Origin of the sequence: Mycolicibacterium setense, assembly GCF_000805385.1 — a bacterium.
Taxonomy (GTDB): Bacteria; Actinomycetota; Actinomycetes; order Mycobacteriales; family Mycobacteriaceae; genus Mycobacterium; species Mycobacterium setense.
The window spans coordinates 15406-29093 of sequence record NZ_JTJW01000010.1 but is presented as its reverse complement, the minus strand read 5'-3'; the positions used below and the strand labels follow the sequence as shown (position 1 = coordinate 29093).

At 64.7% G+C, this 13688-nt stretch carries 11 protein-coding genes and 1 pseudogene; 5 read left to right on the top strand and 7 right to left on the bottom strand.

Going from position 1 to position 13688, the window contains the following annotated elements; all coding sequences use genetic code 11:
* Positions 1–347 precede the first annotated feature (347 nt).
* The 3 genes from QQ25_RS25420 (at position 348) to QQ25_RS25410 (ending at position 3237) form a co-directional block, all read left to right on the top strand.
* Positions 348–1949 (top strand): hypothetical protein, encoded by a 1602-nt coding sequence (locus QQ25_RS25420; RefSeq protein ID WP_052236074.1) that lies wholly within the window; start codon positions 348–350, stop codon positions 1947–1949.
* Between the two features lie 248 nt (positions 1950–2197).
* The gene (locus QQ25_RS25415; protein WP_131546225.1) at positions 2198–2749 is read left to right on the top strand and encodes a hypothetical protein; all 552 of its coding nucleotides are present in this window, start codon (positions 2198–2200) and stop codon (positions 2747–2749) included.
* A 158-nt stretch (positions 2750–2907) separates the two neighbouring features.
* On the top strand, positions 2908–3237 hold the full coding sequence (locus QQ25_RS25410; protein ID WP_101906462.1) for a hypothetical protein: 330 nt from the start codon (positions 2908–2910) through the stop codon (positions 3235–3237).
* A 19-nt stretch (positions 3238–3256) separates the two neighbouring features.
* Here the strand turns inward: QQ25_RS25410 and QQ25_RS25405 are convergent, their stop codons facing one another.
* The 4 genes from QQ25_RS25405 to QQ25_RS29860 form a co-directional block, all read right to left on the bottom strand.
* Positions 3257–3838, bottom strand: a complete 582-nt coding sequence (locus QQ25_RS25405) for a DUF1707 SHOCT-like domain-containing protein (protein ID WP_039324661.1) — start codon at positions 3836–3838, stop codon at positions 3257–3259.
* 97 nt (positions 3839–3935) lie between these two features.
* The gene (locus QQ25_RS25400) at positions 3936–4697 is read right to left on the bottom strand and encodes an SDR family oxidoreductase (protein ID WP_039381854.1); all 762 of its coding nucleotides are present in this window, start codon (positions 4695–4697) and stop codon (positions 3936–3938) included.
* A 40-nt stretch (positions 4698–4737) separates the two neighbouring features.
* A complete protein-coding gene (locus tag QQ25_RS25395) occupies positions 4738–6804 on the bottom strand; it encodes an alpha/beta hydrolase family protein (protein ID WP_234711980.1) in 2067 nt (688 codons plus the stop codon).
* A 492-nt stretch (positions 6805–7296) separates the two neighbouring features.
* A complete protein-coding gene (locus QQ25_RS29860; protein ID WP_052236073.1) occupies positions 7297–7740 on the bottom strand; it encodes an ester cyclase in 444 nt (147 codons plus the stop codon).
* 332 nt (positions 7741–8072) lie between these two features.
* Here QQ25_RS29860 and QQ25_RS25385 point away from each other — a divergent pair, with 332 nt between their 5' ends.
* A complete protein-coding gene (locus QQ25_RS25385) occupies positions 8073–8621 on the top strand; it encodes a methyltransferase family protein (RefSeq protein ID WP_039381852.1) in 549 nt (182 codons plus the stop codon).
* Between the two features lie 2 nt (positions 8622–8623).
* Positions 8624–10089: pseudogene (locus tag QQ25_RS29850) on the top strand (FAD-dependent monooxygenase).
* A gap of 7 nt (positions 10090–10096) precedes the next feature.
* On the opposite strand, the gene QQ25_RS25375 reads toward QQ25_RS29850, so the two are convergent.
* From QQ25_RS25375 to QQ25_RS25365, 3 genes are read right to left on the bottom strand one after another with little or no spacing between them, the layout of a single operon-like run.
* Positions 10097–11041 (bottom strand): NADP-dependent oxidoreductase, encoded by a 945-nt coding sequence (locus QQ25_RS25375; protein WP_039381850.1) that lies wholly within the window; start codon positions 11039–11041, stop codon positions 10097–10099.
* 28 nt (positions 11042–11069) lie between these two features.
* Positions 11070–11468 carry a nuclear transport factor 2 family protein gene (locus tag QQ25_RS29845; RefSeq protein WP_052236070.1) on the bottom strand — a complete coding sequence of 133 codons (399 nt, stop codon included), beginning with the start codon at positions 11466–11468 and terminating at the stop codon, positions 11070–11072.
* A complete protein-coding gene (locus QQ25_RS25365) occupies positions 11458–13653 on the bottom strand; it encodes a molybdopterin-dependent oxidoreductase (RefSeq protein WP_082017682.1) in 2196 nt (731 codons plus the stop codon). The genes QQ25_RS29845 and QQ25_RS25365 overlap by 11 nt, the downstream gene beginning before the upstream one ends.
* Positions 13654–13688: the final 35 nt, after the last annotated feature.

Here is a 13688-nt window from a genome sequence, read left to right as displayed (position 1 = left end):
GGCACGCGCGAGTGTGCCGGATCGGTACTTCCGGTCGGTCGACCACGGATTCCGCAGTCGCTCACCCGTACGTTTGTGCTCAGCGGGATCAACGGCGACGGTATTCGAAATTAGCTGGCTCAGGGCCCCTCGGGAAAAGCCGCGTCTTGCATCGAAATATTTGTCGGAGCCGCCGTGCGAAATGAGTTCCGCCGTGCCGTGTCAAGGGCTTGCACCCCGCGTAGATGCAGCTTGCGGGAGGTGGTGACGGGAATTACCCTTCTCAAGGACTTTTAAGGTTCTAGGCAAGTACCTGGCGCGGGTTCTCAGGAATCCAGCTCACGCTCGAGATAAGGGGCCACACCCATATGGCAGTCCGTCCGCTCGTCACCACTGGTGTGGCCCTCCTGAGCGCTGGCGCGCTTGTTGCCGGGACCCCTTCGCTGTTCGTTCCCCGGGACGAGATCACCGTTGCCGCCTCGAGCACGGAAGCTCCGGTGCAGCGGACCATGACCGCGGAGCAGATCAACCTGGTGGCGCTGTCCTTGCAGGGCGCGTGGCAGTCCTTCACCCAGGGGTATGGCGGCTACTACTACCAGGGCGTGGTCTCGGCCCCGACCTCCGGCTACATCCTCAACGACGATGACCTCCTCGAATATCCGGACGAGGACACCCCGGCGACCACCGAACTCGTCGGCAGGGATGGCAAGCCGATCTACGTCGACGCGGAAGCCACGACCCGCGCCACCGTCGGTGACATAAAGGACGGCGTCGTGTTCTACGACGGGGCCGGCAACGTCTCCAAGGAAAACGTCTACGCCCCGGGTGATTGCTCCGCGTCCGGTTCGGTGTGCAAGGACGGATTCACCGGCCTGGCGTACTACCTCAGCGACAACATCCTGCCCCTCGACGTCGTCGACAACATCTTCTTCGAAGCCGGCTTCAACGAATTCGCTTATCTCGGTTCAGTTGTCGCGGCTGCCGTCGTCGACTCATTCGACCCGACACAACGTCTGCAGCTGTCGAAGCGCGTTGATGAGTTCTTCGGCGGCGGGGCCGCAACGGTCGTCGGGAGCATCCTGAACGACAACCTGCCCGATGGTGGTTTCGCCCAGAATCTGAGTAACTCGTTCTTCTTCGGTTACGGGGCCAACACCGGCATCACCGCCGCGGTCACCTACGTCGTCGACGCGATCACGCAGGGGACGTTGGATCCGGTACCCGGTGGTGTGGCCGAAGAAACCGCCGACGTGAGCTTGCTGTCCGCGCAGGAGGAGACCGCGGAGAAGGCGGAAACCACAACGGACTCCGTCACCTCCACAAGCCTGCCGAACCTCAGCAAGCTGCTGAGCCTGCCGACGCCGAAGCTCGACGTCGAGTCGCCGTTCAAGAAGCTCGTGGCGCAGCTCGAAGCACCTGCCGAGTCCAAGCTCGTCAAGACCGTTGAGGTCAAAGACGAGGAAGGCGCGGTCGACGAGACCGTCGAGGGCGGCACCGAGGTCACCACGCCCGCCGTCGAAATCTCGCAGCCAGAGGCTCCGAAGTTCGAGCTGCCCAAGCTTCCGAAGCTGGACCTGGGCTTGAACCTGACCCCCAAGGCCACCGTCGAAGAGGTCAAGGAAGTCAAAGAGGCTGCGGCGCAAGAGGAGTCCGAAGAGAAGTCCGCAGACGCCGAGTCGGCTGACACCGGTACCACCACTGGTACCACCACCGCCGCCACCAGCAAGACGCCGAACAAGTTCGCGCCCAAGTCGCGTACCACCGACCGCAAGAAGACTGCCGGCGAGAAGTTCGTCGAGAACGCCACGAAGAACCTCGAGAAGGCCTTCAAGCCCACCACCAAGGCCGGTGCGGACAAGCATGAGGCCAAGGGCGACACCACATCTGCTGCCAAGGCCGGCACCGACACCAATGGCAACAAGGGCAACAGCGACACCAAGGACAACAAGGACAGTGGAAGCGACAAGTAACACCTGACCTCACACAACGGCCCCCTCCAAAATGGAGGGGGCCGTTGCGTTTTCACGCTGATTGTGCGGTCGTTGTGTACGAGCTGTGAATTCCCGTGATCGTGTGCGGAACAGCAAATGAACAACGCCGCCACTGCCTATCGCTGCTGCCGACGGTGCCTTAGGTTCGCTGGCGGGCCACCGGCAATGTCAGCTGGTTTGGCCCAATTTAGCTGCGGCGCAACGCCAATCACGAGAGGTTTACAGGCATGGCAAAACATCGGAAGTTGTCCGTTCGGTCGGTGCGGGCGCGGACGTTGGTCGGGGGTGTCATCGCGGGCGGCGCGTTGGCGGTGGCCTTGCCCACGGGGCTGGCGTCAGCTGACTCCAGCGCGTCGGGCGACGCAGTGGGCAGACCGGCCTTCGACAACCCCGCGCCGGGAGTGCGGGCGGCCCAGGCCGTCGGCGACAAGGTGTTCAACCAGACACCCGGCGTCAACAAGACGCTCGACGACAGCCCGCTGGGCGAGGCCTACCACGTCAATTTCGGTAAGGCGAACTACGACGATCCCAGCAAGGGCACCAACGGTGTGATCCAGGGGGAGCTCAACGTCAACGCCGGCAAGTACTACTACAACCAGACGCAGAAGTACTCGAACCAGTACCTGGGCAACAAGATCCTCCCGGACGAGAAGGACCTGCCGGGCACCCTGCCCAAGGCCATCGCCGGGGACGGACCCACCGCCAAGGTGTCGAGCGCCAAGCCCTCCAACTCGAACAAATCTCTGACCTGCGTCGCAGCCTCCAGCTGCAACCACTGATCGTTTTATGCATGGAAGGGCGGGCCTTCGGGCCCGCCCTTTTCCGTTGGCACCCATCGAAATCCAGGTAGCGGGCTACGCGCGCTCGACATGGTGTCCGGGTCATAGCGTCGAACCGACCAAACGCATGGGAGGGGACAGCGATGACTACATGGGCCGTGACGCTGAAGGTTCCGCCACCGCTCGACGGTGGATTGGATGGCCAGGAGGAGACCGTGCTGGCGGGGCTGAGGCCCTTCCTCGAGTCTCTGCCGGACCGTCCACCCACACGCGCCGGTAATGTCCTGGCATCAGACTTGCTCAGCGCCGAGGGCATGCGGCAGGCCAACAGCTATCTGCTGCTCATCACGGTGGATAACCCTGCGGACAAAAAGCTGGCGCGGATCGCCGAAGAAATCGTCGCCGTCTTGCCGGACGGATCCGCTGCGTCGGTGCTCGGCGAGTTCAAATCGGTCGCGCGATCCTCAGCGCAGAAGACCCCCGCCTGATCCGGCTTGGCGCCTGAGACTAGTCGGTCTGGTTACGACGCTTCTTGCGTTTGACGCTGACGCTGCCCCACAGCGAGAAACCGCGAATGTGGACGCGCGGAGCGCCGGCCGTGCCGTCGCCTTGGACGCTTTGATCGAAGTTCCCCATCACGCCCACGCCGTGAAGGTCCACATTGACCTCGGGCGGCACCAGGATGGTCTGTCCGCCGAAGATCGAATAGGAGCGGACATCGACATCGGGTGCGGTGAAATCGGCGTAGCGAAGGTCGACCACTCCGCCACCGAAGAGTGCGAACGTCGTCAGCTTCTTGGGCACGTTCCAACGGCCGCGGCGCTCGAACCCGCTCATGATCGCCAGCAGCAGCGTCGACGGGGCAGGGCGACAGTGGCCGGCCGAACAGTTCACCGCGCCAGGAAGGTCGCGACTCAGCCGCGCCAGATCGTCGTAGGTCTCAGCCGCGTAGGCCTTTGCTAGCCGGTCCTCGTACTCGGTCATCGGCAGCCGGCCCGCGGCGGCAGCATCAGTGAGCAGCTGCGCCACCTGAATGCGGTCGGTGTCGGCAGCCCGCATCGACCTGCCCTGCGGCGCTGAAGTGCTCATCGCTGTCGAGCCTACGACGATCGCTGTCACATGCAAGACCGATGGCCGAACTGTGTCGGCATGGTTGCGAGTATGAACGCTGCTCGGCGCGGACGGCCTATCCGCCGACACCCAGATAATCCTGGAACGATGCGCCGTCAACCGCATTTTCCGGGGTCAGATTGGCTCCCGACCTGTAACCCGCGACGATGCGACCCGGGATGGTGAATCTGGCCACGCGCCGCACGCTGTTGTGTGCTGAGAGATACATCTGTCCCAACTCTGGGTGACTGTGAACACTGGGACCACCGATGTCCGGCACCCGCCCGGCCGGTTCTGTATCGATCAAAGAGACCAGTCGAGTCGCGACATCGCGGGTGTCGATGGGCTGGAATCTGACGTCGCGCAGCGTCCACAAAAGGGGTGAGAACCGCTGCAACGAGAACGACTTTTCGATTAGCTCGTGGAACTGGGTGGCACGCAGAATCGTGTGCCCGACACCCGATGTCTCGAGCGCCTGCTCGACCCGCAACTTGGTCTTGTAATAGGGAAGCGGGATGTCGTCGATCCCGACGATCGAGATGTAGATCAGATGGCCGACGCCCTTGCGCCGCGCAGCCTCGATCAGATTCCTGGCCGCCTTGACGTCCTTGCTGCCGGTGGGCTGGGTGGCGCAGTGAACGACAACATCGACGCCGTCGAGCGCGCCGTCCAACCCGTCGGACTTGAGCAGGTCCGCCTGGTGCCAATGCACGCCCGTGTAGCCGACCCGGTCACGACGGCTCAGCGCGCGGACGTGATGACCGGCCTCGGTCGCCTCGGGCACCACGTGGTGCCCGAGAGTGCCGGTCGCCCCGGTGACGAGCACAGTGCGTGGCATATGCGCCACGCTACCGACGCGCCCCCGGGGCTGTCAGCGATTACGCCGCAGCGTTGGTCGACTTGTCCTTCTTCTCCGTCTTCTTCTGGGCTTTGGTCTTCTGCGCCTTCTTCACGTCCTTCTTGGTGGCGCCGGCGGCGTCCTTGACATCCTTGGCCGCATCATCGACGGCACCCTTGATGTCCTTCGCCGCGTCATCCACCGCACCGCGCACCTTGGCGACGGTTTCGTTGACCGACTTCTTGATCGGATCGTTCGCGTCGGCGGCGTGGCGGGCCTTGGCTCGTGCCTTCGCCTTGGTTTGCAGCGATTCCTTGTCCACACCAAGCGCTTTGAGGACGTCCTTGCCGGGGGCGGGCTTGGCGTCGGTGTCGTCGGCCTTCGTGCCTTCTGTATCGGCGGCGGGCGCGTCGAGGGTCAGCGTCTTCAGCACGCTGTCGCCCGACGGGCCGGAGGTGATGGCCGCCTTCGGAGACTGCTTGTTGGCCGTGGACCCGTTGACCTTCAGCATGCCGTCGATGGCGGCCTCGACCTGAGCGTTGAAGTCATCGAGAGCGTGGGTGACCGGAGCCAGGCCCTTCTCGACGGCGTCGAAGACCGGATGGGCGCCCTTCTGCACAGCTTCCAGAGCGTCACTCATGGCCTTGGCGGCTGCCACCGTCGCGGCGTTCTTCACGATCGGCTCGAAGTCCGCGCCGCCCGGGAGCTCCGGAACCCAAGCGTCCGGGTTCAGGGCGTTCTTCTGGATGCCGTCGATGAGGGCATCGAACACGATCTCATTGGCGGCCAGCTGCTGTGTCGGGGTGAGCGGGGAGTGCCACAGGTAGGCCTGATTGCCGGCTTCGGCGTAGGTGCGTTCCAGGTTCGCGGGGTTGACGTCCTGGTAGCCCATGTTCACCAACTTGCGCAGCGCATCTTCGACGCTGTCGGTGAGCGGTGTCGGGATATGAACGCCTGGAACAAGATTGGCGAGATGGGGGACGACGCGGAACGGCTCGAGCAGCGGGAGGTTGCCCGAGTCGTAGGTGATGTAGGTGGCCTTGCCGGGGAAGTCGAGGAGTTTGATGTTGAGGCTGTCGAGCAATTTGCCGAGCCCCGGAATCAGGGAAGTCCCCTGACCGCCAGTGGGATCGACCATCACCTTCACGCCGTCGGCTATGCCGGCGATCAACTTCGGCAGGACATGGTTGCCGATGTTGTTGTCCTCATCGGGGAGCAGGTACGTCAGAAACACCCCGGCGGCAGCCGAGTTGGCCCAAGCCAGCGGGTTCAAGGTGGTGGGCGCGTCAGACAGCGGGTTGTAGGCCCAGGTGATGTCGAGGATCGAGGTATTGAGGACCTTGGTCTTGTCCGGATTGGTGTAGCTGCCCGCGTCCGGCGTGGTGAGGTCGACCCCGAAGAGATTGGTGAAAGGCGTTGCCAGTGCGAATAATCCACCACCGGGGCGGCTGACGTTGTTGATCATGATCAGCCATTGGCCGGTGACTCCGACCTTCCAACCCGCGTCGTCGGACTGGACCGCATCGATCATGTCGCGGTAGGCCAGCGACGTGGTGAGCCCGCCCAGGCTCTCGGACAAGATGACGGCACGGCGCTGATTCAGGATGGGAGCGTTGCCGACGAGCCAGTCGACGATCTTGTCGATGACGGACCCGTCGCGGACGCCGAGCAGTTGGGCCAGGGCGTCAGTGGTGTAGGTCAGCCCATTGACCGCGTCATAGACGTCGCTCGGCATCGGACCCTTGACGCCGGCCTCGATCGGTGAAATGGCGTCGAGCAGGTTCAGCAGCCCAATGACGGTGTCGGCCAACGCCGTATTGCCGGTCAAGCCGCCGGCCGCCTGGATCACATTCTCGGGTGTGATCCCGAGAGCCTGCGCGGTCCAGAAGATCGGGCCCACCCCGTAGATCCCGACGATGTCGGGGATCTGGCCGGCATCAGCGACCAGCTCGACATCCGCTTGCACACTGCGGTTGTGGGCGGCCAACGCCTCCGGCGCGGAGGATACGATTCCCGCGGTCAACGCTGCCGTGGTCGCGACGATCGCCGCCGCGGTGGCTGCTGTCTTGGCTTTGTGCAGACGGGGAGGAGTGGGCTGTGACAACAAGCGCGCCGCCTTTGAATTGTGATGTGGCTGACAAGTGCTCGCACACTTTAGCAACTGGATTTTCGCGCACGGCAAATTTGCCAAGATAGCGATCTTGTACGCAAAAGCCGGTCGTGCGTGCTACGGAATTCGTCGTCGCCAGATCGACATGTGGGCTGGGCGGAGTGATTCGGTCAGTGTGCAACCAGGAGTCGCGGCAACTCGATCCGCGGACGCCGGTCTGCTGGTGTTGTGGTGGCTGGAGGGCTACGAGGAAATGCTGGGCTCTCTGGTCGCGGCCGCCCGACGTGCCACGAACCTCAGGGTCCAGACGGGAGGTTCATGGATTCGTCGGCTGTCACCCATGGGCCGTCGGCCGACGACCGCGAAGGATCTTCTCGATCCGATCCAGGGATTAGCTGGGGAGGGTAACTATCCATCGGGCAATGGCGACCACACCCAACGTGCGGGTCCAGGGCCGCGGCCGGCCCTGGACCCGTCCGGGGGAAATGCTCAGGCGGGCGTCTTGTGCTCCGCGCCGGCGGGGATCAGGCCGAGCTGTTGCAACATGCCCAGAGTGTCCCAGGTGACCCAACTTTCGGCGATCTTGCCGTCCTCAATGCGATCGACATCGGTCAGATTGATCCGGCTGTGCTTGCCGGTGGCGGGCTGGCCCATGATCTCGCCGGTGTTGTCGCCCTGCGCCTCGATCATCGTGCACACATGGTCACCCTCGGCAAGTTGCATCTTGATGTCGAATCTCATGTTGGAGAACGACTTCCGATACATCCCCATGAGACTTCTCATGTGTTCGGGGCCGCGCTGGTCGCCGAACGGATCCTGGGTGTCGTGGAAGGCGGCACCGGGAGCGACGAGATCGTCCAGCTCGTTGAGGTCGCCGGAGGCAAATACCTCCCATACGCGTCGGGAAATCGCCTTGTTCTGATCATCGGCCATGATTCAGGCCTTTCGGAGGAACCGCACGGCAGAGGACGTCCGCAAGGGAAACGGTAGAGCCGCTGCCGGAGATCCGACAGGCATGCGGTTGCGGGTGCTACTGCTGGCAATTACCAGCAGCCGCATGGGTAGTGGCTGACCTGTGCAGTTGACATCAAAAGCGCGGGGAGGCGCATCAGAATCGCTTAGCCATTCGGGCTTGAACCAGAGCTCCGGGCTGGATCAGAGGCGCTTGGAGCCTTGCCGAAAATTTAGTTCAACAAGCGTTGACCTATTGGCCGGCCGCGGCGTACCGTCAAAGTTCAACAACCGTTGAAGAAGGAGGTTTCGAGATGGCGCAACGACGACTCTGGTGGCGGCACACGATCTCGGTGTTGATCGCTCCAGCGACGATGACGGTGTTCATCCCGGCCGTGATCATCGCGGCCGCCGACGTCAACGCTCCCGATCTGAGTACGACATCGGGCCTGCTGCTCGCCATCGCAGGCGCGGCATTGATCGCCTTCGGCCTGTGGTTCTTGGTGTGGACCGTGATCCTGTTCGACCGCATCGGCAAGGGGGCGCTGGCTATCGGATCACCGGTCAACCTGGTGGTGGAAGGGCCTTACCGGCACGTCCGCAACCCGATGATGACCGCGGTGTTCTGCATCCAGCTCGGGACCGCGGTCGCCACCGCCTCGCCGTGGCTGTACGGCTGGTTCGCACTGTTCTGCACCCTCGTGGTGATAGCGATCCCGGTTTTCGAGGAACCGCACCTACGCAGGCGGTTCGGAGCGCAGTACGACGAGTTCCGGCGCAACGTCCCACGGTGGATTCCGCGGCCGACCGCGTGGGTTCCCGGGTATCTCGCCGCGGACTCCGCAGCAGCGCAGGGCAAGTGACGATGGCGTCGGAGGTGCTGATTGTCGGAGCCGGGCCGACCGGGCTCACCATGGCGGTCGAACTGGCCCGCCGTGGCGTCCTCGTCCGCATCGTCGATGCCGCCGTTGCGCCGACAACCGAGACCCGCGCACTCGGCGTCCAACCGAGAACACTTGAGCTGTTCGAGAAGCTGGACCTTGCGGAGGCGGCTGTGGCCATCGGCGTTCCGGTCACCGAGTTCAACGTGTTCAGCGAGGGAAAAGGTTCCTACACCTCGATATTCACGGCCTGGCCACGCCGCACCCATACCTGCTCATGGCGCCCCAACCGCAAGTCGAGGCACTGCTGGCGGCCCGGCTTGCGGGCATCGGCGTCACGGTGGAGCGTGGTGTTGAACTGACCACGCTCACCCAGTCGCCCGGCGAGGTCCGGGTGAGCCTGCGGCATCGGGATGGACGGGTTGAACAGGTGCAGGCGCCGTGGGTCATCGGCTGCGACGGTGCGCACAGTACGGTGCGGCATCAACTCGGGGTGCCGTTCATGGGCGCGGCGTTCGAGGAGAACTTCGCCGTCGCCGACGTGCGCATGGACTGGTCGCTGCCCTACGACGTCTTCTATTCGTTCCTGAACCGGGGCCGATTCGTCGCGTACTTCCCGATGCCCGGCGGCCTACACCGCCTCACCATCGCCTACCGACCCGGCCAGTCCCCGGTCGGCGACGTGACTTTCGACGAACTACAGAGCGCCGTGGACAGGTGCGCGCCGGCCGGTGCACGCGTCGCCGAGATCGCCTATGCCGGTAGGTTTCGCATCAATCAGCGCAAGGTCGCCCGACATTCTGTCGGCCGGGTGTTTCTCGCCGGCGATGCCGCGCACGTGCACTCGGTGGTGGGCGGTCAGGGTATGAACACCGGCATCCAGGACGCGTTCAATCTGGGCTGGAAGCTGTCGGCGGTGGTGCATGGGCAGGCGCCGCGTGAGCTGCTGGACAGTTACGCGGCCGAACGCTCCCCGGTGGCGCGCCGCCTGGTGAAGGGCACCCGCCGCGCGACTCGAATGACCCTGCTGCGCAATCCTGTTGCTGCCGCCGCTCGCCGCCATGTCGCTCCGCACATCACCGCCCGTGCCGGGGTGCAGCGGACGCTGCAGCGTGCGTTGACCCAGCTCGATGTGTCGTATCGCGACGGCTCCGGCGGCACCAATGACACCGTGCCTGCGGTCGGTGACCGGTACCCGCGCGTCGGCGTGCTGCACCCGTCCAGGTACACGCTGCTGCATTCCGGGCCGCAGCCGCGCGGGCTAGACCGCGCCGTCGCGCCGTACACGGAGCTGATCGATGTCCGGTGCGACCCCGACGTGGACGGTGCCGGGCTGACACTCGTCCGTCCCGACGGCTATCTCGCACTGCTCGACTGCACCGTCACAGAGCTTCAGGACTGCCTCGGCAAAACCCTCGGAATGTCCTCTGCAGGAGAACAAATCGCCTGAGCGGCCCTTACGACTGCTCGACGGTGAGCACGATCTTGCCGGCGGTGCGCCCTTCGCCGATCACCTTCAGCGCCTGAGCCGCTTCGGTCAAGGGGTACTCGGCGGCGATGCGAACCCGTAGTCGTCCACTCGCCACGAGCTCGGCCAGGGACTGCATGCCGGCGGCGTCGGGCTCGACCAGGTAGTCGTACGCGTGAACATTCAACTCAGCGGCCCGTTCGAACAGGCCTGGGGTCCATGCGGCTTGAGCGCTGACGAGAATGCCGCCCGGGCGCAGGCAGTTCAACGCTTCCCGTCCGGCCTCGCCGCCGAACATCTGGATCACGACATCCACGTCGTTGGCCACTTCGTGGACCGGAGTCGTCGTGTAGTCCACGACTTCGTCGGCACCCAGCCTGCGGACGAAGTCGTGCTTGGCGGCGCGTGCGGTGCCGATGACGTACGCGCCGCGTGCCTTGGCGATCTGCACCGCGAGATGACCCACGCCGCCCGCGGCCGCCGAAACCAGCACGCGCTGGCCGGCTGTCACGTGGGCCACGTCGACCAGCATCTGCCATGCGGTCAGCCCCGCGAGTGGCAGCGCGGCCGCCTCGGTGAAACCCAGACCGGTTGGGATGGTGGCGAAGTGGCGGGACGGCGCGGTGACGAACTCTGCGTAGCCGCCGGCCTGCCGGGGGAACCACGGCATGCCGAAAACGCGATCTCCCACCTGAAATCGGCTGACACCGTAGCCGACCTCCTCAACCACCCCGGCTACGTCCCAACCGTGGATGAAGGGCAGATCGAGCACCCGGTTGTAGGCCAGGCCCCGGCTTGTGTAGTAGTCCACCGGGTTGACTCCCGCGGCGTGGACTCGGACCTTCACCTCAGAGGGCGCTGGATGTGGCTCCGGTACTTCGGCAAGGCGCACGGAGTCCGGTCCGTCCCACTCGTTCTGGATGATGGCGCGCATCAAAGCCTCCTTGGTCAATGATGGTCGGTCAGCTGGGCAGTACGGCCCGGGTATCGAATACGACAGTGGTTTCGGCGCTTCGGAATCCGCTCAGCCGGAAGCGGTCGACGCCTGGCCACCGACGCAGCTCCCCGCCGATCGTGCCGCGGCCTTGCCACGCGAGCAGGAGAACACTGCCGCGATGAGCAAAGTCGACCACAGACAACGTCAGATCCGGAATCAGGTGCACCGCGGCAGCCAGTTGGCCTGCGTACGCATCACGTCCGCGATACGGTTCGGTACCTCCCGGCCAGTGCAGGACTACGTCGTCGGTGACGAGATCGTGGACCCCACTCGCGTCCCCTGGTGCCGCCCAGAATCGTGTCCAGCCCGCGACGAACGCCTCGATTGCCGAGTCTGCCGGTGCGTCTGCCTGGTCAGTGCTCATCGAACTCTCCTCTCATCGGTGCGGTGCAGATCCGTACCGGAATGCCGTTGAGCACCGCGGTTCCGGACAGCGGATCGAGTTCCGTGCTGTCGGCCAGGACATTGCTGTTGACGCCCGGACGTTGCGCGGCCAGGCGCACCGATGCGTCGGGTTCGTCGTGTCCCCAGCCGTGGGGAAGGGAGACCACACCAGGGCTGACGGTGTCGGTGACCTCCACCGGGACGTCGATCACGCCCGTACGCGACGTCACCCTCGCATACGGACCGAGGCGCAATCGTGTGACATCGGCGGGATGGACGTGGAGCGTGCATCGGTCTGGACCCTTGGCCAACGTCGGCAAGTTGTGCATCCACGAGTTGTTGGAGCGCAGATGACGCCGGCCGATCAGCACCATGCCGTTCGAGTGCGGCGCGTGAAGGGTGGAACGCAACCGGGCGACGTCCTCTACCAACGGGTCCGGGGCCAACTCGATGAGCCCGGATGGGGTGTTCAGCACGTCGGGCAGTTGCGGAGTGAGGGGGCCGAAATCCAGCCCGTCGGGATACTCACGCAGGCGCGCAACGGTCAGCGGCTCACCATCGTCGCGATAGGGGCCGGCGCGCAGCAGTAGGTCCAGGAGACGTTCGGGCCCACGCGACGAAGCAGGTACGGTATCCGACGCGCTACCGAGGGCCGAGGCCAGCGACCCGGCAACCATATCGTCGATCGCGTCGAGGTCGGCCGAGGTGCCTTGCCGTGCAACGATTCCGATCAGCCGCAGTAAGGATTGCCAGTCGGACCGGGCGTCCGGTTCGGGTGGTAGTACCGGTGGTGAGAAGGTCGCGGTGTTGCGGATTGCGAAGTGGCCGAAGAACAGATCGTGATGAGGCTTCGTCAGTGGTGAGGGCGCAGGCAGGATGACGTCGGCGTGTGCCGAGGTCTCGTTGCGATACAGATCCAGGCTGACCATCAGGTCGAGCTGGTCGAACGCGGCAATCAGACGCGCGCTGTCGGGAGCGGACCGCGCCGGATTGCCGGCCACGGTGATGAGGGCCTTCACCTGTCCCGATCCCGGTGTGTCGATCTCCTCGGCAAGGCAGGCCAGCGGGAGTTCGCCCAGTGTCTCGGGTGCCTGCCGGACCCGGCTGTGCCACCGCCCGATTGCGGTGGCCGGCCGGTCGTTCAACAGTCGCAGATCGGCTGCCGGACGGGCGAACATGGCTCCTCCGGGCCGGTCGAGATTGCCGGTGAGGATGTTGAGCACATCGATCAGCCAACTCGTCACCGTGCCGAACCGCTGAGTACAGGTACCGGTGCGGCCGTACACGGCGGCCGTCGGTGCCGCTGCCAGGTCGCGTGCGATGCGGCGGATCGCCTCGGCGGCGATTCCGCAGTGCGGTGCAACGACTTCGGGTGCGAAGTCGTGCGCCAGTGCGGTGACGGTCTCGACCCCGGCAACGTACGGCCCGAGCCGCCCGAGATTGATCAGGTCCTCACCGGCCAGCACCTGTATCAGGCCCATCAGGAGGAGGGCGTCGGCGCCGGGATGAACGGCGAAGTGCTCGTCCGCCTCCTGTGCGGTCTGCGTTCGATTCGGATCAACGACGATCAGCCGTCCTCCGCGTCGCCGCAATGCGCGGAGGCGGGCACGCATCCCCGGCGCGGTCAACAGGCTCCCGTTGGAGACCAGCGGGTTGGCGCCCAGTACCAGCAGATACGAGCAGCGGTCGATGTCGGGAAGCGGGACGGTGTACATCCCGCCGAACATCAGCTGGCAGGAGACGAACTTCGGCATCGCGTCGACGGTGTTGGCCGTGTAGACATTGCGGGACCCCAGGATCCGCATCAACGCACTTGCGTACAGCGTGGTCGCGAAATCGTGCGCGACCGGGTTGCCCAGATACACCGCCACCGCATCCGGGCCGTGACGATCGATGATCGAGGTGAGGCGCCGATCGATCACCGCGAAGGCATCGTCCCATGATGCGGGTTCGAGTCGACCATCTCGTGCGCGCACCAGGGGAGTGCGCAATCGGTCGGCATCTGAGTGAAGTTCTTTGAGGCCGATCGCTTTCGGGCACAGGTGGCCACGGCTCAAGACGTGATCGCGGTTGGCCCGGATGGCGATGACCTCACCGGCCTCCACGCTGCTCTCAAGCCCGCACCCCGCCTCGCAGAGCGGGCAGACGTGACGTCGAACTTGCATACCTCGAGTATTAACATACGTGAAGTATGTACTTC